Annotated in this window: 20 protein-coding genes; 16 read left to right on the forward strand and 4 right to left on the reverse strand. The window is 31.9% G+C overall.

Annotated features, from left to right (window positions below; all coding sequences use genetic code 11):
• Positions 1-78: 78 nt before the first annotated feature.
• The 6 genes from rsfS (at position 79) to D1815_RS11155 (ending at position 4,859) form a co-directional block, all read left to right on the forward strand.
• Positions 79-450 (forward strand): ribosome silencing factor, encoded by a 372-nt coding sequence (rsfS, locus tag D1815_RS11130; RefSeq protein WP_027392388.1) that lies wholly within the window; start codon positions 79-81, stop codon positions 448-450.
• Positions 451-461: 11 nt separating this feature from the next.
• Positions 462-2,408, forward strand: coding sequence for an ATP-dependent zinc metalloprotease FtsH (ftsH, locus tag D1815_RS11135; RefSeq protein WP_118386994.1), 1,947 nt, complete (start codon positions 462-464; stop codon positions 2,406-2,408).
• Between the two features lie 119 nt (positions 2,409-2,527).
• Positions 2,528-3,139, forward strand: a complete 612-nt coding sequence (locus D1815_RS11140; RefSeq protein WP_027392390.1) for an LUD domain-containing protein — start codon at positions 2,528-2,530, stop codon at positions 3,137-3,139.
• Position 3,140: 1 nt separating this feature from the next.
• Positions 3,141-3,950, forward strand: coding sequence for a phosphatidate cytidylyltransferase (locus D1815_RS11145; RefSeq protein WP_118386997.1), 810 nt, complete (start codon positions 3,141-3,143; stop codon positions 3,948-3,950).
• Entirely contained in the window at positions 3,940-4,587 is a 648-nt protein-coding gene (locus D1815_RS11150; protein ID WP_027392392.1) for a phosphatidylserine decarboxylase family protein, read from the forward strand. The genes D1815_RS11145 and D1815_RS11150 overlap by 11 nt, the downstream gene beginning before the upstream one ends.
• A 2-nt stretch (positions 4,588-4,589) precedes the next feature.
• Positions 4,590-4,859, forward strand: a complete 270-nt coding sequence (locus D1815_RS11155) for an acyl-CoA-binding protein (protein ID WP_027392393.1) — start codon at positions 4,590-4,592, stop codon at positions 4,857-4,859.
• 53 nt (positions 4,860-4,912) lie between these two features.
• Here D1815_RS11155 and D1815_RS11160 read toward each other — a convergent pair whose 3' ends face one another.
• The gene (locus tag D1815_RS11160; RefSeq protein ID WP_118386999.1) at positions 4,913-7,546 is read right to left on the reverse strand and encodes a valine--tRNA ligase; all 2,634 of its coding nucleotides are present in this window, start codon (positions 7,544-7,546) and stop codon (positions 4,913-4,915) included.
• A gap of 126 nt (positions 7,547-7,672) precedes the next feature.
• Between D1815_RS11160 and D1815_RS11165 the strand changes: the two genes are divergently transcribed.
• Positions 7,673-8,077, forward strand: coding sequence for a DUF1573 domain-containing protein (locus D1815_RS11165; RefSeq protein ID WP_027392395.1), 405 nt, complete (start codon positions 7,673-7,675; stop codon positions 8,075-8,077).
• Positions 8,078-8,131: 54 nt separating this feature from the next.
• On the opposite strand, the gene D1815_RS11170 is transcribed toward D1815_RS11165, so the two are convergent.
• On the reverse strand, positions 8,132-9,511 hold the full coding sequence (locus D1815_RS11170; protein WP_051336041.1) for an aspartyl protease family protein: 1,380 nt from the start codon (positions 9,509-9,511) through the stop codon (positions 8,132-8,134).
• Positions 9,512-9,615: 104 nt separating this feature from the next.
• On the opposite strand from D1815_RS11170, the gene D1815_RS11175 reads away from it, so the two are divergent.
• The 4 genes from D1815_RS11175 to D1815_RS11190 all read left to right on the forward strand — a co-directional run bounded on the left by D1815_RS11175 (position 9,616) and on the right by D1815_RS11190 (position 12,848).
• Positions 9,616-10,845 carry a pyridoxal phosphate-dependent aminotransferase gene (locus D1815_RS11175; RefSeq protein ID WP_118387001.1) on the forward strand — a complete coding sequence of 410 codons (1,230 nt, stop codon included), beginning with the start codon at positions 9,616-9,618 and terminating at the stop codon, positions 10,843-10,845.
• Positions 10,846-10,877: 32 nt separating this feature from the next.
• Positions 10,878-11,930: a UDP-N-acetylmuramate dehydrogenase gene (gene murB / locus D1815_RS11180; protein ID WP_118387003.1), complete on the forward strand. Its 1,053-nt coding sequence runs from the start codon at positions 10,878-10,880 to the stop codon at positions 11,928-11,930.
• Between the two features lie 105 nt (positions 11,931-12,035).
• Positions 12,036-12,242 carry a hypothetical protein gene (locus D1815_RS11185; RefSeq protein WP_027392398.1) on the forward strand — a complete coding sequence of 69 codons (207 nt, stop codon included), beginning with the start codon at positions 12,036-12,038 and terminating at the stop codon, positions 12,240-12,242.
• A 33-nt stretch (positions 12,243-12,275) separates the two neighbouring features.
• The gene (locus D1815_RS11190; protein WP_027392399.1) at positions 12,276-12,848 is read left to right on the forward strand and encodes an RNA polymerase sigma factor; all 573 of its coding nucleotides are present in this window, start codon (positions 12,276-12,278) and stop codon (positions 12,846-12,848) included.
• A 56-nt stretch (positions 12,849-12,904) separates the two neighbouring features.
• On the opposite strand, the gene D1815_RS11195 is transcribed toward D1815_RS11190, so the two are convergent.
• Positions 12,905-13,138: a hypothetical protein gene (locus D1815_RS11195; RefSeq protein WP_027392400.1), complete on the reverse strand. Its 234-nt coding sequence runs from the start codon at positions 13,136-13,138 to the stop codon at positions 12,905-12,907.
• Between the two features lie 575 nt (positions 13,139-13,713).
• On the opposite strand from D1815_RS11195, the gene lipA reads away from it, so the two are divergent.
• Genes lipA through D1815_RS11210 form a run of 3 tightly spaced genes read left to right on the forward strand, consistent with a single transcriptional unit; the run spans position 13,714 to position 17,864 of the window.
• Entirely contained in the window at positions 13,714-14,586 is an 873-nt protein-coding gene (lipA, locus tag D1815_RS11200) for a lipoyl synthase (RefSeq protein WP_027392401.1), read from the forward strand.
• Positions 14,587-14,608: 22 nt separating this feature from the next.
• On the forward strand, positions 14,609-15,613 hold the full coding sequence (gene gap, locus D1815_RS11205) for a type I glyceraldehyde-3-phosphate dehydrogenase (RefSeq protein ID WP_027392402.1): 1,005 nt from the start codon (positions 14,609-14,611) through the stop codon (positions 15,611-15,613).
• A gap of 28 nt (positions 15,614-15,641) precedes the next feature.
• Positions 15,642-17,864, forward strand: a complete 2,223-nt coding sequence (locus D1815_RS11210; protein WP_118387005.1) for a response regulator — start codon at positions 15,642-15,644, stop codon at positions 17,862-17,864.
• Positions 17,865-17,968: 104 nt separating this feature from the next.
• On the opposite strand, the gene lpxK is transcribed toward D1815_RS11210, so the two are convergent.
• Positions 17,969-18,976: a tetraacyldisaccharide 4'-kinase gene (lpxK, locus tag D1815_RS11215; RefSeq protein WP_118387007.1), complete on the reverse strand. Its 1,008-nt coding sequence runs from the start codon at positions 18,974-18,976 to the stop codon at positions 17,969-17,971.
• Positions 18,977-19,086: 110 nt separating this feature from the next.
• Between lpxK and D1815_RS11220 the strand changes: the two genes are divergently transcribed.
• Positions 19,087-20,181, forward strand: coding sequence for a Nif3-like dinuclear metal center hexameric protein (locus D1815_RS11220; RefSeq protein ID WP_027392405.1), 1,095 nt, complete (start codon positions 19,087-19,089; stop codon positions 20,179-20,181).
• Between the two features lie 3 nt (positions 20,182-20,184).
• Positions 20,185-20,964 carry a zinc ribbon domain-containing protein gene (locus D1815_RS11225; RefSeq protein ID WP_118387009.1) on the forward strand — a complete coding sequence of 260 codons (780 nt, stop codon included), beginning with the start codon at positions 20,185-20,187 and terminating at the stop codon, positions 20,962-20,964.
• The last annotated feature ends 36 nt before the right edge of the window (positions 20,965-21,000 follow it).

The raw sequence follows: 21,000 nt of genomic DNA on the forward strand, positions 1-21,000 counted from the left end.
GAAAGTTTTTACAAATGTCCGGAAATACAGACATTAAAACCATAAAAAGTAATAACTTTACACAAATTAAAAAAATGCATGATTAAAAAAGAAATCGGTACTGATCAATTAATAACCCAAATTATTAAAGGTATTGAAGAAGTGAAGGGTAATGACATTACTATTTTAGATCTTAGAGAAATCGAAAATACAGTTTGTAATTATTTTGTTATTTGCAATGGAACCTCTAATACTCAAGTAAACGCCATTGTTAATTCCATCCAAAAAACAGTTAGCAAATCAATAAAAGATAAACCTTGGCATGTAGAGGGAGGTGAAAATGCTGAATGGGTACTGATTGATTATGTAAATGTAGTTGTACATGTTTTTCAAAAGCATATTAGAGAATTTTATGACATCGAAGGATTATGGGGCGATGCTAAAACTACAACTATCGAAACAAACTATTAAAAAAAGCGTAAATGGCTAAAGAGAATAAAAAAATGGAACCAAATAAAAAACCAAAGTTTAGCGCATATTGGATTTATGGTGTTATAATTGTTGGTTTTTTAGCATTAAATTTTTTAGGTGGAGGAAACATGGGATCTGCTCCCGAAACAACTCCTTCCGACTTCAACAACTTTTTAAGTAACGGCGAAGTAGAGCGTGTATCAATCATTAATAGACGTAAAGCTAAAGTTTTCTTGACACAAGAAGCAAAAAGTCAAGAAAAACATACTAAAAATAAAAAGAATTCAATTTTACCAACTAGTCCAAATGACCCGGACTATGAATTTGAGTTTGGAGATCTACAGAATTTCGAAAATGAAATCGCTAGAATAAAAAGTGAAAACGGAGTAGCTACAGAGGTAGGTTATGATACAGAAAGCAATATGTGGGGTGATATATTTATTACTTTACTTCCTTTTGCACTTATTATCGGAGTATGGATATTTATCATGCGTAGGATGAGCGGTGGCGCTGGCGGAGGTGCTGGTGGCCAAATTTTCAATATTGGAAAATCAAAAGCTAAACTTTTTGATCAGAATACAGATGTAAAAGTTTCTTTTGAAAATGTAGCCGGTCTAGAAGGAGCCAAAGAAGAAGTGCAAGAAATTGTAGACTTTCTTAAAAATCCTGAAAAATATACTTCATTAGGAGGTAAAATACCAAAAGGAGCCTTATTAGTAGGACCTCCTGGAACAGGTAAAACTTTATTAGCAAAAGCAGTTGCTGGAGAGGCTAAAGTTCCTTTTTTCTCATTATCAGGATCTGATTTTGTAGAAATGTTTGTTGGTGTAGGAGCTTCTAGGGTTCGTGACTTATTTAAACAAGCCAAAGAAAAATCTCCTGCAATTATTTTTATTGATGAGATAGACGCTATTGGTCGAGCAAGAGGTAAGAGTAATTTTTCTGGATCAAATGACGAAAGAGAAAATACACTAAACCAGTTATTAACAGAAATGGATGGTTTTGGAACAAATACAAACGTTATTGTTATTGCTGCAACAAATCGAGCTGATGTATTGGATAAAGCATTAATGAGAGCAGGACGTTTTGACAGACAAATCTATGTTGACCTTCCTGATGTAAGAGAGCGTAAAGAAATTTTCGAAGTGCATTTAAAACCTCTTAAAAAAGAAGAAGGATTAGATACTGACTTTTTATCAAAACAAACACCTGGTTTTTCCGGTGCAGATATTGCTAATGTTTGTAATGAAGCGGCTCTTATTGCTGCTCGTAAAGGAAATAAGGCTGTTGGAAAACAAGACTTCCTTGACGCTGTAGACAGAATTGTAGGTGGATTAGAAAAGAAAAACAAAATCATCACACCTGGAGAAAAACGTGCAATCGCCTTTCACGAAGCTGGTCATGCTACCGTAAGCTGGATGTTAGAACATGCTGCACCACTTGTAAAGGTTACTATTGTTCCAAGAGGTCAATCACTTGGAGCTGCTTGGTATCTTCCTGAAGAGAGACTTATTGTACGTCCTAATCAAATGCTAGATGAAATGTGCGCTACTCTTGGAGGTCGTGCTGCAGAAAAAGTGATTTTTAATGAAATCTCAACTGGAGCATTAAGTGACTTAGAAAAGGTAACAAAACAAGCACGTGCAATGGTTACTATATATGGTCTTAATGATAAAATAGGAAATCTAACCTATTATGATTCTTCTGGACAAAATGAATATGGTTTTACGAAACCATATAGCGAACAGACCAGTGAACTTATTGATAAAGAAATTTCCAATATTATCGAACAGCAATATCAACGTGCTATCAAACTTCTGGAGAATAATAAAGATAAACTTACTGAACTTGCAGAAGTTTTATTAGAGAAAGAAGTAATTTTCAAAGACAATCTTGAAAAGATTTTTGGAGAACGTCCGTTTGATAAAAAAGAAGAAACTATAATCGAACCATCGTAAACGATTATTTCGATTTTACTAGTAAATTAAAAAAATCTTAATCTAACACTCTATTTAGATTAAGATTTTTTTATCTTTGAAAGTATTGTTAACCCGTAAATCCCCGATCGAATCTAAAAATGAGTCTATTTAGAAGAATATTTTCCTCAAAATCTAAATCAGACCAAAAGAGTAAGGAACGACACACTGAAGATCGCAGTAAATATATGCCAGAAATCAACCTTCCGGTTGATGAAAGTTTTATGATTAATTTCAAAAGAAATGGAGGCAAATTTTTATATTGTGATAGTGACAAAGAAGTTCTAGATTCTTTTGATAAGATCCTTTTAGAAAATGATTGGTATGAAAAAGATGTTTGCTGTTTCGACATGGGACTAGAACATAAGTTTTCTGGTTTCAACCTTAACTATATAAAAAAATCTCCAGCCTCTTTCTTTTTTGCCACTTGCGAATATCTAATTGCAGATAGTGGAGCCATTCTTATATCTTCTAATCAACTTAGAGAAAAAAAGTTAACAGAGTTACCTGATGACTTTATAATACTTGCGTCCACCAGCCAACTAGTTAAAAGTATTGGAGAAGGTTTAAAAGGAATCAAAGAAAAAAACAAAAACTCAATTCCTTCTAATATTACTACTATAAAAAACTTCGAACCACAAAAAGAAAAAGACTTCTTAAGTTACGGAAGTAGCTCAAAAAATCTATATTTGCTGCTGCTGGAAGATTTATAATATGAAGGAACTGCTCACAAGGTCTTTATCGGGATTTTTATATATCTCGATACTATTAATTTCTATATTTATTTCTAAATATACCTTTATCGGAGTATTCTTAATCTTTGGTATCATCTGTATTTATGAGTTTCAAAAATTGATTCACCTAAAGAATACTTGGTTATATATTATATTTATTGGATTTTTACTTTTATTCCACACTCCTAATTTAAAAGTTCCATTATCAGCCATTTTAGTAACTCTTGGACTTACCATTATTACTCAATTATTTCTGGTTAGAGATTTAATTACAATTAGGATCATTCCGATGTTCGAAAAAAGAAAATATTTTACCAGTATATTTTTTCTTATCACATCCATCGTTTTTCTAACACTTATCCCGTGTTATAACGACACATATGATCCTATTATGATAGCTGGACCGCTTCTTATGATATGGACAAATGACACCTTTGCTTATTTAGTTGGCAAAAATTTTGGAAAGCACAAATTATTGGAACGTATATCGCCAAAAAAAACCATCGAAGGTTTTATTGGAGGTTTTCTTTTTACTTTATTAGCGGGATATTTGATAGCAATCTTTTCACACACTTTATCAATACCTCTTTGGTTGATTATAAGTATAATTATGAGTATTTTTGGCACTCTTGGAGATCTTATACAATCCAAATTCAAAAGACAAGCTGGAGTAAAGGATAGCGGATCAATAATGCCAGGACATGGCGGCATTTTTGATCGTTTAGATAGTATTATTTTTGCGAGTCCATTTTTATACGCATTTTTACAAATATTAAGATATGTTTCATAAAGAAGGTTATAAAATTATATCAGTAGCAATAGTACTTTTTCTTGGTATAAATGCAGCATCGTATGTATCAATACAGATAGATGAATGGATTATTGCAATTTTTTCTGTTACACTAGTTTTTCTGATATTGATATTACAGTTTTTCAGAAACCCAAAAAGGCATACTGATGTCAATGACAATACTGTAGTGGCACCAGTAGATGGGAAGGTAGTAGTAATAGAAGAAGTATTCGAGAAAGAATATTTTAAAGAAAATAGATTACAGGTTTCTATCTTCATGTCTCCTATTAATGTACACGTAACCAGACACCCAATAAATGGCGAGGTTAAGTTCAGTAAATACCATCCTGGTAAATACCTAGTTGCCTGGCACCCTAAGGCCTCAGAAGAAAACGAAAGAACTACAGTAGTTGTAAAAAACAATTTTATTGAAGTGCTTTATCGACAAATCGCCGGGGCATTAGCAAAAAGAATTGTAAATTATGCTGAAGAAGGTGAAAAAGTAGCACAGGGTTCTGATAGTGGATTCATAAAATTTGGCTCTAGAGTTGATGTTTATCTACCTGTTGGCACAGAAGTTAATGTAACTTTAAACCAAAAAGTTAGAGGTGGAGAAAGTATTATCGCTAATGTATAAGTATGACCGATGAGGAATTAAATATCGCTTTCCAAAAGGCTTTTGATAAAGCCAGTAGTACTACTATAGAATTACCTCCTGATGTTATGTTACATTTCTATGCGTACTATAAACAAGCAATGCATACAGAAGGTTTTTATACTCCATCTGGGAATAGCGAATTGAGAAATGCATTTAAACTAAATGCTCTTTTTCAAGTTAAAAATCTTACCCCAAAAGAAGCCAAACTAAAATACATTGAGATTGTAAATAAATACATCACGGATATATAAAAAAAAGCACTTTTATAAAAGTGCTTTTTTTTATTCTATGTGCTATTTATCTACTACTGCAACCCAGAAAGACTTGATTTTAGAGTAGCTATTTTAGCTTCCGCATCTGCTTCTTTCTTTCTTTCATTAGCAATAACTTGCTCAGGAGCGTTGTTTACAAATCGTTCATTTTGAAGTTTCTTCTGAACAGATTTTAAAAACCCCTCCGTATATGTTAATTCTTCAGTAAGTTTTTTAATCTCATCCTCTACATTAACAGCTCCAGATACAGGAACAAAATACTCATTAGATTTAACTCTAAAAGAAAGTGCACCATCTACCTTTTCATCTACATAAATTAAAGAAGAAATGTTCCCCAACTTAGACACCACTGAATCAAAAGTTGTGGGAGTATTTTCGCTATTTACTATTGACAACTCAATGGTATCTTTGAATGAGATATTCTTTTCTTTACGAATCGTTCTAATTCCAGAAATTACATCACTAGCAACTTCAAATTCTTTAATCAGATTTTTATCTACAGTAGTAATCTGAGGCCAACTAGATACTATCAAAGCTTCTTCTGGAGTTCTCTTAGTAATATCTTGCCAGATCTCTTCTGAAATAAAAGGAACAAAAGGATGAGAAATTTTTAGATTATCCTCTAAGATCTCAATCACTTCTTTATACGTTTTAGCATCAATTGGAGCTTGATAAGCCGGTTTAATCATTTCTAACAACCAACTACTAAAATCATCTCTAACTAGCTTATATGTAATCATCAAAGCGTCACTTATCCTATATTTAGCATAAGCATCCTCTAATTCAATCAATGCTTTCTGAAACTTAGATCGATACCATTCTATCGCCACTTTAGAAGCTTCTGGTTGCTCAATAATCGAATCTACTTCCCAACCACTAATAAGATTATAAGAGTTATAAATTTTATTTACAAAGGACTTCCTTCCTTGATCACATAAATCTTCATCAAACATTAGATCATTTCCGGCTGGCGAACTTAATAACATCCCTACTCTGATAGCGTCTGCTCCATATTTATCAATTAAATCTAATGGATCAGGAGAATTTCCTAAAGATTTTGACATTTTACGTCTTTGCTTATCTCTTACAATACCCGTAAGATATACATTCGTAAAAGGTTTTTCTTTTCTATATTCATAACCAGCAATAATCATTCTTGCCACCCAAAAGAATAAAATTTCTGGTGCAGTTACTAAATCGTTGGTAGGGTAATAGTAATTGATTTCCTTATTATCTGGCTCTAAAATTCCATTAAACACACTCATTGGCCATAACCAAGATGAGAACCAGGTATCAAGTGCATCAGGATCCTGAGTTAAATCAGCATCGGTTAAGGCAACGTTTCCTGTTTTTTCTTTTGCTAAAGCAAGTGCCTCTTCTCTAGTTTCTGCAACAACAAAATCTTCTTTACCATCAGCATAAAAATAAGCTGGTATTTGATGTCCCCACCACAATTGACGAGATATATTCCAGTCTCGCACATTCTCCATCCAATGACGATAGGTATTTATAAACTTTTCTGGAACTAAATTAACATCCTTATCCAAAACAGCATCTAACGCAGGTTTTGCCAAACCTTCCATCTTTAAAAACCATTGATCACTCAATTTTGGCTCTATTACAGCTTTAGTTCGCTCACTGGTCCCTACCTTATTAAGATGTGTTTCTGTTTTTTCTAGCACGCCTATAGATTCAAACTCCTTAAGGATCTCTTTTCTTACTACGAATCTATCTTTACCTTCATAATGTAACCCAAACGAATTTAAAGTAGCATCATCATTAAAGATATCTATAACTTCTAATTTATGCTTATCTCCTAAAACTTTGTCATTCTGATCATGAGCAGGCGTTACCTTTAAACATCCAGTACCAAATTCCATATCCACATATTCATCTTCAATAATAGGAATAGCTCTATTAGCAATTGGCACTATTGCTTTTTTTCCTTTCAGGTGGGAAAAACGTTCATCATTTGGATTAATACAAATTGCTGTATCACCCATTATTGTTTCTGGACGTGTAGTAGCGATTGTTAATGTATCATCACTTCCTTCTATTTTATATTTTAAATAATAAAGATTCCCCTGTTTTTCTTCATAAATCACTTCTTCATCAGACAAAGTAGTCTTAGCTTCAGGATCCCAATTAACCATTCGGTACCCTCTATAAATAAGACCTTTATTATATAAATCAACAAAAACTTTGATCACGGAAGCAGACAAATTGTCATCCATTGTGAAAGCCGTTCGTTCCCAATCACAAGATGCTCCCAGTTTTTTAAGTTGTTCTAGAATTATTCCACCATGCTTATGAGTCCATTCCCAAGCATGTTCTAAAAACTCTGATCTTGTTAAATCATTTTTATCAATCCCGTCTGCTTTTAGCTTTGCAACTACTTTAGCCTCGGTAGCAATAGAAGCGTGATCGGTACCTGGAACCCAACATGCATTATATCCTTTCAGACGAGCTCTCCTGATCAATACATCTTGTATTGTATTGTTAAGCATATGCCCCATGTGCAATACTCCTGTAACATTTGGCGGAGGAATGACTATAGTATATGCCTCTCTTTCATCAACTTCAGAATGGAAATAATTATTTTCCATCCAATAGTTATACCACTTGTCTTCTACTGATTTTGCATCATATTTTCCTGCTAAAGCCATAGTTTGGTCCGATTTTTGGATTTTAGAGTGCAAAAGTAATTATTATATACGACAACTTGAAAGTCTTTTGCAATTTTGAAGTTGAATAAAAAGTAACTACTTTTACACATTATAAAAACCTACGTTATGAAAAATGTAATGATGATTTTATTTATTGGTTTTCTGGGAATTACCCTAAACGCTCAGGATGCCAAAGCGAAAATCGATTTTAAAACAGAAGTGATTGATTATGGGGAAATTTCCAAGGGTAGTGATGGAATTCGCCAATTTGAGTTCACAAACACAGGAAATGCTCCGTTAATTATTTCCAGAGTATATTCTAGTTGTGGTTGCACCATACCTAAAAAACCTGAAGATCCTATTGCTCCAGGAGCAACAGGAGTAATTGAAGTAAAATATGACACAAAACGTGTTGGTCCAATTCGTAAAACAATAACAGTTTATTCTAACGCAGAAGAATCTACTAAAGCAATAAAAATAAAAGGTACGGTATTAGACGACACAAAGAGTGTTCTTGAAAAAAAGAATTAAAAAGAATTAACATATTAAAAAAAAGGTTTTACGACTTATTCGTAAAACCTTTTTTTATATCACTTTTTTAAGATAAAAGGTAAATTTAATGACCACTCCCAATCTCTCTACCTTAATTGTAATTTTTTTTCCCTCTTCTGAATAAAACAAATCATTCATATCAGATAGCTTGTACAAATGTGATGCTCTACCATTAACTTCTAAGACCTTATCGCCTTTTAACAATCCAGCTATCGCAGCAGGAGAATCAGGTCTAACTTCAGTAATCTTATATTCTGGTTGTAATGAATATACAAAGGAACTTGCATCCGCTTTAAATACATTTATTGAAATCTTACCATTATCTTTTGTTACAAAATCTAAAGAAGGACGAGAAGGACTTCTACGAATATTATAATCCTTTAAAACCCTTACACCACTATGTTGAATTGTAAGCCCACTCATATTATAATGAAATGGTTTATCGAAAAAACTATTTTTCTTATAAGTTATTTTCTTATTAGGATAATCAATAATCATATTGAATCTTTTTAAGACACTACCACCAATAGAACCTTGACGTGATTTTAAAGAAATTCCTTGTATATACAGAGAATCTGGAAAAGAAGCTGTTATTTCTTTTATCTCGAAATCCCCAATAGCCAAACCTTTTACTTTTGTTTTCTTTCCATATATCTCTCCATTAAATCCTGTACCCAGAAAATCATCAAAAGAATCACTTGGAGCTTTAAGGTTAATTTCTGAGTTTTCGAAAAGCCATAATGCAGAACTAGATCCTGAATCTAGCAAAAGATTAACATCTAAATACCCAGTACTTGTTTTATACTTAGCCTTAATCAATGGTCTTTTCCTACCATTACTTAGATCTAAATCAGTTTGATAACATTTTCTACATTTCTTATAGGTATATGATTCTGGATCATAGATTTTTATATACTCTTTTGTGTAATTAATATTAAGAATAAATTTTTTAAAAAAATCATATCCGATTATACCATGAATTGGAAAACCCATTAGAGGAGAAAAGTTCATAGACTCATCAAAAATCATGTAAACTGTATGATCATCACTATACGTTTCTCCTATTTTTAATAAATTATTGGTAGATTTAATGGCTTCTGCAGGGGCTTCATTTCCTAAACCTCTAAGGTAAATTTTAGAAGCATTTTTTAATTCTAAAGACTCCCTTTTATCAATACTAAATAAAATAGTGGAACCTACTCCTGTATCTAAAATAAAAGATAGTTTAACTCCGTTGAGCTCAACAGGGATAATAATAAGGTTATTAGCTAGTTCAAATTTAATCTTATCACTAGTCTGACCTTGTGGTAGTTTAAAACCTTCTTGAGCATTTAGTGTAAAAGAAACAAGCAAAAATAGAATTAGGGCTTTCTCTTTAAGAAAATGATAAAAATCCCAGTACAAAATCTCCATTCCAATAAATATAGAAAAATACTTGAAAATTCCTGATAATAATTAACTTAAATCCTAAATAATTTAAGAAATTTACCGCTATTTTACTTTTTAAATTAAATGGAATGCCTGTAATATCAAGTAAAGGAAAAGCGATGCCCGAATCTCCAATTCGTAAATTAGCTCCTTTTGCAGAAAAAGCGGTAAAAGAAGGAAAGCATATTTTTCATCTTAATATCGGACAACCGGACATAAAGACTCCTATAGAGGCCTTAAATGCAGTAAGAAATCATAAACTAGATGTTTTAGCATATAGTCATTCTGCCGGTTTTGAGAGCTTTAGAAATAAACTAGCTGGTTATTACGCTAAACACGATATTACGATATCATCAGATGATATTTTGGTTACCACTGGAGGAAGCGAAGCGTTAATCTTTACAATGGGTAGTATTACAGATCCAGGAGACGAAATTATCGTCCCTGAACCGTTCTATGCTAATTACTATAGTTTCTCTACACAATCAACGGTAACTGTTGTTCCTGTAATTTCTCAGATTGATAATGGTTTTGCACTACCACCAATAAAAGATTTTGAAAAACTTATTACACCAAAAACCAAAGCTATACTTATCTGTAATCCAGGAAATCCAACGGGGTATCTTTATAGTAAGGAAGAAATAAAACAGCTTGCTGATTTAGCAATAAAATATGATTTGTTTTTAATTTCTGACGAAGTGTACAGAGAGTTTGTATATGATGACTCAGAACATTACTCGATTTTACAAGAAAGAATTCTTGACGATCACGCAATAGTAGTTGATTCAGTTTCTAAACGTTACAGTATGTGTGGAGCACGAATAGGTTGTATGGTTAGTAAGAATAAAAGTGTCATGGAAACAGCAATGAAATTTGCACAAGCAAGATTAAGTCCTCCCACTTTTGCTCAAATCGCCAGCGAAGCTGCGCTAGAAGCTCCAGAATCATATTACACCGAAACTGTAGCAAAATATAAAATCAGAAGAGACACGCTTGTCGATGGACTTAGACAGATTCCAGGCGTTAAAGTAGCAACACCTAATGGCGCATTTTATTGCATTGCAGAATTACCAATAGAAGATGCGGATCATTTTACCAAATGGCTTTTAGATGAGTTTCATGTAAATAACGAAACCGTTATGCTTGCTCCTGCTGCTGGTTTTTACTCTAGTCCAAATGAAGGATTAAACCAAGTTAGAATTGCGTATGTTTTAAATAGAAGAGATTTAAAAAAGGCGATTAATATATTAAAACTCGCTTTAGCAAAATATACTGATCAAAAATCTTTTAGCATCATCAAAGAGAAAGTTAGCCTATAAAATGATAAATAATCATATATTTCACTTTCAGAATAAGTAAAAAATCGCGTACAACTAAAACCATATCCTTTTTGAAAATAGAACAAAACAAATCTCTCAAAAAACACAATACATTCGGTATTGATGTAAAAGCTAAAGAATTTATAAAAATCAATTCTGAAAAAGAGCTTATAGAGACACTTTCTATTCACAAGAATAAGGACATTTTTATTCTCAGTGGAGGAAGCAATATGCTCTTAACTAAAGATCTAGAATCCTTAGTATTATATATTGCAATAAAAGGCATAAGTACTGCTAAACAATCAGATAATCATGTATTAGTTTCTGCTTCTGCAGGAGAGAATTGGCATGATTTTGTTCAATACTGTATCAATAATGATTATGGGGGTTTAGAAAACCTTTCATTAATCCCTGGATATGTAGGTAGTGCTCCCATACAGAATATTGGGGCATATGGGGTAGAACTAAAAGATAGTTTTGTTAGTTGCGAAACGATAAATTTAACTACCGGAAAAAAAAGAATTTTTAATAAAGAACAATGTAGTTTCGGATATCGAAATTCCGTTTTCAAAAGTGAATTAAAAGGAAGGTATATAATTACCAAAGTTACCTTTAAATTATCTACAAAAGAACACAGTCTAAACACCAGTTATGGCGCAATAGAAAATGCTCTAAAAGATAAAAACATTAACACCCCAACTATTAAAGATGTTTCGGAAGCAGTAATCGCTATTCGAAAAAGCAAATTACCTGACCCCACTATTATAGGAAATAGTGGAAGCTTTTTTAAAAACCCGGTAATTTCGATAGAAGCTTTTAATAATTTACAAAAATCATACGCAGACATACCACACTACCAAGTAGACGAACAAAATATAAAAGTACCTGCAGGATGGCTTATAGAACAATCGGGATTTAAAGGAAAACGATGGGGAGATGCTGGAGTACATGATAAGCAAGCATTAGTATTAGTAAACCATAACAATGCGAATGGACAAGAAATCCTAGAGCTTTCAATAAAAATAAAGAACACTATTAAAGAAAAATTTGATATTTCTCTAGAAACAGAGGTAAACATAATTTAAGTAATAGTTATTTTTAACCTTATGAAGTATGTAATTTTTTTAAAATCATATTTTCAGGTAGTTTTTCTTCGTATCTTTGCATAAGAATTTTGAGAGAATAATATTATGAAATTGGTACTACTTACAGTAGCTCTTCTTTTAGCTGCTTTTGCAGGAATTGCAATTAAATTATGGGCTAAAAAAGACGGAAAATTTGCCGGAACTTGTGCAAGCCAAAGTCCTTTTCTAAACAAAGAAGGTGAGTCTTGTTCTATGTGTGGAAAAACTCCTGATCAATATGCTAACTGTAATGAAACAGGACATTCTAAGTAGTTTTTAAAAATACTTTCGTTCAAAAGCACTTCATTGGAAAAAGAATCTTTAACTCTTTCAGATCACATTAAAAAAGCTAAAGAAGGCAAACAAGCATCTTTTAATTATTTGTTAGACACTTTCTGGAATGATGTTTTTAATTTTCAATTAAAACGGACTCAAAACGAATATGAGTCAGAAGATATTACTATCCAAAGTTTCTCAAAAGCATTTGATAAAATAGACACTTTTAAAGAGGAGTATAACTTTAAAACTTGGATAATTCAAATTTCGAAAAATATCCATATAGATCTTTTACGAAAAAAAAATGCTTCTATCCGTTCTAAAACTACTAGAGAGGTAGATGATGTTGTGTATAAGATCATTGATGATACCCCAACTCCCGAAGACAAATTAATCACAGAACAAAACCTAGCCCAATTACTTAGATACATCAAACAACTAAAACCACACTACCAAGAAGTAATAAACTTAAGATATTTTCAAGAATTAAGTTATAAAGAAATTTCAGAAGTTCTAGATGAACCAATGAATAATATCAAGGTAAAACTGCTAAGGGCAAGAAAACTTCTTTCTGAAATAATAACAAATAAAAAAGAGAAATAATTCAGTTTATAAAACCAATCATTTCTCTTTCATTTGCTACAAATAAATCACTTGTATTATCTGAGACTAAAAGTCGCTATTCTTTTTAACACTTCGTGTAAAGGATTAATCCACTTATCATTTATTTTCTTATCATATTTGATAAACTTTTGGACCAGTCCTTTCGGCGCAGATATTTCTTTTTCAATTCCGGTTATATTAATAAAATTTTGATTATTAATTAACCACTTTTCAACTCTCTTTCTGTTTTTCTGTAATTGTTTCTGTTGTTCTAATTCTTCTTTTGACATTTTTAATTGGTTTTTTAACTTTTTTTTAATGAATAAAAAATGGGGTTAAGCTAATTTTAACCATGATTTAAAGTATGATACTATAAATTATGTGTTTCAAAAATAGGAAAAGAAATTTTATTAATCCATAAAAACCTTATTAAAATTACGGTTTTACCATAATTTTAATAAGAAAAAATCCCTAAAGATATATCAAATAGAGCGTTTTAATCAAATTAACAACCTGATTATCAGTGTTTAAAAATAATTTTATAAGTATTTTTTTCAACATCTATTTAATAAAAAATTTCTCTGTTTTTTTACCCAAAATTTCCCTTTTGAGTAATTTTCCATAATGATACTATCATTATCATATTATTAACACAAAACAAATACATAGATTTTATATTGTATATGAGTAAATTTTATGTTAAGGATAAAATTTATTTATACGCAAATTCTATACTAATTATTTACAGTAATAGATACTCCAAAATATTTCCAAATAAAATACTTATTCAGAAACTCTTAAGAATATTGAAAACTATATTTTAATATGAGCTTTCTTCGTATTTTTGCATAAAACATTGCTAAGTATGAATAATGATGTTACTTCTGTAGCTCCTCCTAAAGGAAAACCAAAATGGCTACGGGTAAAACTACCTACTGGAAAAAAATATACAGAACTTAGAGGTTTAGTTGACAAATACAACTTACATACTATATGTACCTCTGGTAGTTGCCCAAACATGGGTGAATGTTGGAGTGAAGGAACTGCCACATTTATGATACTTGGTAACACTTGTACTCGTTCTTGTGGTTTTTGTGGCGTAAAAACAGGAAGACCGGAAACAGTAGATTGGGAAGAGCCCGAGAAAGTGGCTCGTTCTATAAAAATAATGAATATAAAACATGCTGTAATAACTTCTGTGGACAGAGATGATTTAGCGGACGGAGGATCAATTATATGGGCAGAAACAATCCAGGCCATTCGCAGAATGAATCCTGAAACTACTTTAGAAACTTTAATCCCAGATTTTCAAGGAAAAACAAAAAACATAGATCGTATTGTTGCTGTTAAACCAGAAGTAGTTTCCCATAATATGGAAACCGTAAAAAGACTTACTAGAGAAGTTCGCATACAAGCTAAATACGAGCAAAGTCTTCAGGTTCTAAAATATCTTAAAGACAATGGTATTAGCCGCACCAAAAGTGGTATTATGCTTGGACTTGGAGAAACAGAAGAAGAGGTCATACAAGTTTTAAAAGATCTGAGATCAGTAGACTTAGACATTGTTACTATCGGACAATATTTGCAACCTAGCAAAAAACATTTACCTGTAAAACAGTTCATTACTCCAGATCAATTTAAAAAATATGAAGAGATTGGACTAAAAATGGGATTTAGACATGTAGAAAGTGGAGCATTAGTCAGATCTTCTTATAAGGCACAAAAGCATCTGACCTAATATTTTTTGAAGAAATTATTTAATGAATATACCTATTAGAGTAGCCATCAATGGTTTTGGAAGAATTGGTCGAAATCTTTTTAGATTATTGATTAACAATTCGGATATTGAAGTTGTTGCTATAAATGATCTTGCAGATACTAAAACATTAAGTCACTTACTTAAATATGATAGTATCCACGGAGTATTATCGCAAAATATTTCATACACTGAGAATCATATAATAATTGGAGACAAATCGATCCCATTATTAAACAAAAAAAATCCTATAGAATGTAATTGGAAAAATTATGATGTTGATATCGTAGTTGAAGCCACAGGAAAATTTAAAACAAAAGAAGCTGCTCTGGATCATATAAAAGCGGGAGCTAAAAAAGTAATACTCTCCGCACCTCCCCTTGAAGATTCCATAAAAACTATTGTTCTAGGAGTAAATGATCATATCATAGATGGAAATGAAACAATAATTTCCAATGCCTCTTGCACAACTAACAATGCCGCTCCTATGATAAAAGTCATCGACGAACTTTGTGGAATAGAACAAGCGTACATAACAACAATTCATAGTTACACCACCGATCAAAGTTTACACGATCAACCACATCGGGATTTAAGACGAGCTAGGGCCGCCAGTCAATCCATAGTTCCGACTACGACAGGAGCTGCCAAAGCATTAACAAAAGTTTTTCCTGAATTAAGTAGTGTTATTGGTGGGTGTGGAATTAGAGTTCCTGTTCCAGATGGATCACTTACTGACATTACATTTAATGTAAAAAAAGAAACTTCTATCGAGGAAATAAATCTAGCGTTCAAAAAAGCTTCAGAATCACATTTAAAAGGAATTTTATCTTATACCGAAGACCCTATTGTATCCGTTGATATATTAGGAAACCCACATTCTTGCGTTTTTGATTCTCTAATGACTTCTGTTATCGGAAAAATGGTAAAAATCATAGGGTGGTATGATAATGAAATAGGATATAGCAACAGAATAATAGATTTAATTGTCAACATTTGTAAGAAATAACTATATTAGTTGAGTTATTTCAAGGAAAATGCCAACCCGAATCAAAAAATTTATTATCATATTCATACTTGGATGTAACTTCATTGCTTATTCGCAAATTGAAGATTCCAAGGATAGTATCCAGGTTAAAAATGCTATTGAAAACTATCTTGTTAAAGCATCGGAAGCTATCAACACAGCTAGACTGTCGAATGCTTTACACAATATTACAAAAGCAAAGGAACTGGCAGTAGCAAATCAAGACAAAACATACAGAGCAAAAACCAATCGAGTGCTTGCTGAATTATACCTAGAACTAGGAGACCTAAAAAGCGCCAAAGAGCAAATAAAAAAAGCAATAGAAATCCAAAACGACCAACAAAATGAAATTGCTTTAGCAAATTCTTACAACGTTTGTGGATCGATACACACCAAGCTTAAAGAATTTACAGATGCGGAAAAACATTTACAACTTGCATCTTCATTAATTAAAAAAAATAATTTAGAAACTCTAGAAGGTCCTGTTAAAATCAATATTGGACTTCTCGCTCTGGAGATGAATCAACCAGAAGAAGCAATTATTCATTTTAATAAAGGGTTACCTAAAATCGAATCCCTAGGACAATCTTATTATAAAGCTAAATTATACACAAACAAAGCCAAAGCTCAAATGGTCTTAGGTTCCCTTGATGAAGCAATTGCTACGAATGATTTAGCTATGCAAATTGGAACCGAAATGGGATATTCCGAAATACAGTCGGAAAGTTTTGAGTTATATAGCAAAATCTATGAAAAGAAAGAAGATTTCAAAACTTCTCTAATAAATCTAAGATTTCATCAACAATTTAAAGACTCTTTATTTAACATCAATAAAGAAATAATTGCGCAAGAAGCAAGAGCTAAACTAAATATAGGTGATGACAAAGTAAAGATTGAAGAACTTACGGAAGAGAATAAGCAACAGCAGAAATCATTAAAGCTAGGAAGACTTACCACTATATTAAGTATCGCACTAATAACAATACTATCGTTACTTACACTTTCTCTATACAAAAACAACAACCTCCGAGCAAGAGCAAATGAGCTTCTACAAAACAAAAACACTGAACTTATTTTAGCAAAAGAAAATGCGGAAAGAGCAAGTGAAGCCAAAGTACAATTCTTATCCACAATAACACACGAACTTAGAACACCACTATATGCTGTAACTGGATTAACACATTTATTACTAGAAGAAAGCCCAACTCCCAATCAAAAAGAACATCTTAATTCGCTTAAGTTTTCTGGTGAATACCTACTATCCTTAATAAATAACATTTTAGATCTAAATAAACTAGAAGCAAATAAAGTAGAGATCGAAAACACTTCTTTTAATTTGCAGAAAAGAATTAATGATGTTTTAATAGCATTAGGAAAATCTGCTAAAGATAGAAATAACAAACTTCACTATGAGTTTGATAAATCAATCCCATCTAAACTTAAGGGAGATCCTCTAAAAATATCTCAAATACTAATTAATCTTATTGGTAACTCTATTAAATTTACACAAAACGGAGATATTTGGATCAAGGTTAAAATGATCAACCACATAGAAAACAAAGTTTTTCTAAATTTCGAAATTAGAGATAACGGCGTTGGTATCTCTGACAAAAAACAACAAAGTATTTTCGAAAACTTTACACAAGGATCTGTGCAAATCAATAGAAAGTTTGGAGGTACAGGTTTAGGATTATCTATCGTAAAGAACTTGCTATCATTAATGGATAGCGAAATTAAATTAGAAAGTGAACTTGGACAAGGATCTAGATTCCATTTTGATCTGAAATTTGATGTGTTTGAAGATGTTGTTTCTAATTACCAAGAAGAAGCTAAGAAAATTGATTATAGCGTAATGATCGATAAAAAGGTCTTAGTGGTAGAAGACAATAAAATCAACCAACTTATAACAAGAAAAATACTAGAGAAAAACAAAATGATATGTGATGTTGCTGATAATGGAGATATAGCAATCAATAAAACAAAAAATAATGAATTTGACTTAATTCTTATGGACATACACATGCCAGGAATAAGTGGAATTGAAGCAACAAAGCAAATTAGAGAGTTCAATACAGAAATACCTATTGTAGCATTAACAGCAGTAACGTTAGATGATAATCTAGATGAGTTCTACAATAATGGCTTCAATGATATTATTCCTAAACCCTATAAGACAGAAGAGTTTTTTACCAAATTACACAAAGCATTATCAAAAAAAACAATAAGTTCATAGTTTGGCACACCTATTGATATTTATCTAACTCAAAAACAATGAAGAGCATTTTTTATTTTTTTGAGTTAGCCAAAATATACAAAATGAGGTCTTAAAATAAGACCTCATTTTTTTATATACTCTAATATTCGGGTATCAAAAACATTCTGATCATCAATAAATTTCATTTCTATCGGCTGATACCATAACTTTTCCTCGGAAAAACTAGGAGCCAATCGCATATAATCTTTCTCAGTTGTAACTATATAATCATGCTTTTTTAATTGATCAAGCTCGGTTTCTGTAAAATTGTGATGATCCGGGTAATTAATATGCGTAAAATCTAAACCTAAAGAAGAATAATACTCTAACAAAGGTTTTGGGTTTGCAATTCCTGTAACTAATGTAAACGGAGTATCTTTTAACGAAGATACCGATCGTTCTCTAGAGCTATTAATTATATCAGAACCATAATCGATCGTAGCGAACAATAAAATCTGAGTAGATTTGATATTCATCTTTTTTGTAATACTTTCCTTTAACTCACTACTTATTGTAGTCGGACATTTAGTTACTATAATTATATCCGCTCGATTAGCTCCACTCCTAGGCTCTCTTAAATCCCCTGTTGGCAAAACAATGTCATCACTGTACAAATCATAATAAGGAGTAAGCAAAATATAAAAACCCGCTTTTACTTTTCGATGCTGATAAGCATCATCCAACAAAATTACTTCTGGACTTATTTCTTGATTTCTTAAGTTTGATATTCCATTACGTCGATCAGCATCAACAGCCACTGTAACATTTTTGAATTTAGTTTTAAATTGTAATGGCTCATCTCCTACCTCTTTAGCTGTAGAATTTATTTGAACTAACTGAAATCCTTTTGTCTCTCTTTTATACCCTCTACTCAATGTCGCCAGAATCACCTCATCCTTTAATAACTTAATGAGATATTCAACCATTGGAGATTTACCGGTACCTCCCACACTTAAGTTCCCCACTGCTATCACAGGAAAATCATAAGAAACAGATTTCTTAATTCCTGAATCATACAACTTATTTCGTAACCAGGTTACGAAATAATACACAGGAACGATCGGCAAAAGTATTTTTCTTAATAAATTCAAATGTATAAACTTACTTTTTACAATATGATAATAGCAAATGTATAAAACGAAACTTTGATTATTGACAAAAGTTTTTTTACATTCAATTTATATTTCAAAAACAGACACCAATGCAAATTAAAGAGGTTATACAACACCTTGAAGTTTTAGCTCCTATGAGTTATGCCGAAGATTTTGATAACGTAGGATTATTAGTTGGAAATAAAAACACTACAGTTACAGGAATTCTTGTAACATTAGACACTTTAGAAACAATCGTAGATGAAGCAATAGAAAAAAACTGTAATCTTATAGTAAGCTTTCATCCTATTGTTTTTAAAGGGATCAAAAAATTTAATGGCAATAACTATGTAGAACGAGTAGTTATGAAAGCCATTAAACATGATATAGCGATTTTTGCTATCCATACTGCACTGGATAACGCATATCACGGAGTAAATGATATGATATGTGAACAACTTGGATTGATAAATCGTAAAATCTTAATCCCTCAAAGCGGTAGTATTAAGAAGCTAGTAACTTTTGCTCCCGAAAAAGAAGCAGACTCCTTGCGAACAAAATTATTCGAGGCAGGAGCAGGAACTATTGGAAACTATGAAAATTGCAGTTTTTCCTCCAATGGGATAGGAACTTTTAAAGCAACCAAAAACACCAATCCATCTATCGGCAAAATTGGGCAAACACATCACGAAAAAGAAACTAAAATACAAATCACATTTCCAAAACACTTAGAAAGTACTATCATAAAGTCATTACGTAAAAATCATTCTTATGAAGAGATTGCATATGAAATTACAACTTTAGAAAACAAAAATCAGCATATTGGAATGGGAATGATTGGTGAATTACCCAATGAAATAGAAGAAACAACATTCTTAAGGCATATTAAAAAGATATTTAAAACGGGATGTGTAAGGCATTCCTCTTTATTAGGCAAACCTATAAAAAAAGTTGCTGTACTAGGAGGAAGCGGTAGCTTTGCTATAAAAAATGCACAAGCAGCTGGGGCAGATATATTTATAACTGCGGATTTAAAATATCATCAATTTTACGAAGCCGAGAACAAACTAATTCTTGCAGATATTGGTCATTATGAAAGCGAACAGTACACAAAAAACTTAATTGTTAGTTATCTTAGAAAAAAAATCAGTAATTTTGCAATCATTTTATCGGATAAAAATACCAATCCCATTCAATACATATAAAATATGGCAAAGAAAGAAGTTACTGTTGAGCAAAAATTAAGAGCATTGTATGATTTGCAATTAATTGACTCTAGAGTTGATGAGATCAGAAATGTACGTGGAGAGCTTCCATTAGAGGTAGAAGATCTTGAAGATGAAGTAGCCGGATTAAACAAAAGATTAGACAAACTCAATGCTGATCTTGAAACTATCGACGAAGGTATTAAGACTAAAAAGAACCTAATCGAAGAAGCTAAATCTTTAATTAAAAAGTACGGAGAGCAGCAAAAAAATGTACGAAACAATCGTGAGTACAACTCTCTAAGCAAAGAAATGGAGTTTCAGGAATTAGAAATTCAGTTATCTGAAAAGCATATTAAAGAGTTCAAAGCTCAAATCATCCAGAAAAACGAGATTATAGATCAAACTAAAGATCGTTTAACAGAGAGAAATAAGCACCTTACTCACAAAAAAGGAGAGCTTGATGCAATACTTGCAGAAACGGAAAAAGAAGAATTAGCCTTAATTGCTAAATCTGAAGATTTCAAAAACAACATTGAAGAAAGGCTAGTTGCAGCATATAAAAGAATAAGAAATAACGTAAAGAATGGTCTAGCTGTTGTACCTATTGAGCGTGGAGCTTCTGGAGGTTCTTTCTTTACTATTCCGCCACAGGTTCAAATGGAAATTGCTTCACGAAAAAAAATCATCACAGATGAACATAGTGGACGTATCTTAGTAGACCAAGAGTTAGCGCAAGAAGAAAAAGAAAAAATGGAGACAATGTTTTCTAAATTGTCATAAACCAATTTTTTATATAATATTACAGCCTCAGATGTT

Origin of the sequence: Aquimarina sp. AD1 (genome assembly GCF_003443695.1) — a bacterium.
Lineage (GTDB): Bacteria > Bacteroidota > Bacteroidia > Flavobacteriales > Flavobacteriaceae > Aquimarina > Aquimarina latercula.

What these genes read in the sequence shown, in the direction of transcription:
- rsfS (WP_027392388.1), top strand. Translation starts at nt 79, where the DNA reads ATGATTAAAAAAGAAATCGGTACTGATCAATTAATAACCCAAATTATT.
- ftsH (WP_118386994.1), top strand. Translation starts at nt 462, where the DNA reads ATGGCTAAAGAGAATAAAAAAATGGAACCAAATAAAAAACCAAAGTTT.
- D1815_RS11140 (WP_027392390.1), top strand. Translation starts at nt 2,528, where the DNA reads ATGAGTCTATTTAGAAGAATATTTTCCTCAAAATCTAAATCAGACCAA.
- D1815_RS11145 (WP_118386997.1), top strand. Translation starts at nt 3,141, where the DNA reads ATGAAGGAACTGCTCACAAGGTCTTTATCGGGATTTTTATATATCTCG.
- D1815_RS11150 (WP_027392392.1), top strand. Translation starts at nt 3,940, where the DNA reads ATGTTTCATAAAGAAGGTTATAAAATTATATCAGTAGCAATAGTACTT.
- D1815_RS11155 (WP_027392393.1), top strand. Translation starts at nt 4,590, where the DNA reads ATGACCGATGAGGAATTAAATATCGCTTTCCAAAAGGCTTTTGATAAA.
- D1815_RS11160 (WP_118386999.1), bottom strand. Translation starts at nt 7,546, where the DNA reads ATGGCTTTAGCAGGAAAATATGATGCAAAATCAGTAGAAGACAAGTGG.
- D1815_RS11165 (WP_027392395.1), top strand. Translation starts at nt 7,673, where the DNA reads ATGAAAAATGTAATGATGATTTTATTTATTGGTTTTCTGGGAATTACC.
- D1815_RS11170 (WP_051336041.1), bottom strand. Translation starts at nt 9,511, where the DNA reads ATGGAGATTTTGTACTGGGATTTTTATCATTTTCTTAAAGAGAAAGCC.
- D1815_RS11175 (WP_118387001.1), top strand. Translation starts at nt 9,616, where the DNA reads ATGCCTGTAATATCAAGTAAAGGAAAAGCGATGCCCGAATCTCCAATT.
- D1815_RS11185 (WP_027392398.1), top strand. Translation starts at nt 12,036, where the DNA reads ATGAAATTGGTACTACTTACAGTAGCTCTTCTTTTAGCTGCTTTTGCA.
- D1815_RS11195 (WP_027392400.1), bottom strand. Translation starts at nt 13,138, where the DNA reads ATGTCAAAAGAAGAATTAGAACAACAGAAACAATTACAGAAAAACAGA.
- lipA (WP_027392401.1), top strand. Translation starts at nt 13,714, where the DNA reads ATGAATAATGATGTTACTTCTGTAGCTCCTCCTAAAGGAAAACCAAAA.
- gap (WP_027392402.1), top strand. Translation starts at nt 14,609, where the DNA reads ATGAATATACCTATTAGAGTAGCCATCAATGGTTTTGGAAGAATTGGT.
- D1815_RS11210 (WP_118387005.1), top strand. Translation starts at nt 15,642, where the DNA reads ATGCCAACCCGAATCAAAAAATTTATTATCATATTCATACTTGGATGT.
- D1815_RS11220 (WP_027392405.1), top strand. Translation starts at nt 19,087, where the DNA reads ATGCAAATTAAAGAGGTTATACAACACCTTGAAGTTTTAGCTCCTATG.
- D1815_RS11225 (WP_118387009.1), top strand. Translation starts at nt 20,185, where the DNA reads ATGGCAAAGAAAGAAGTTACTGTTGAGCAAAAATTAAGAGCATTGTAT.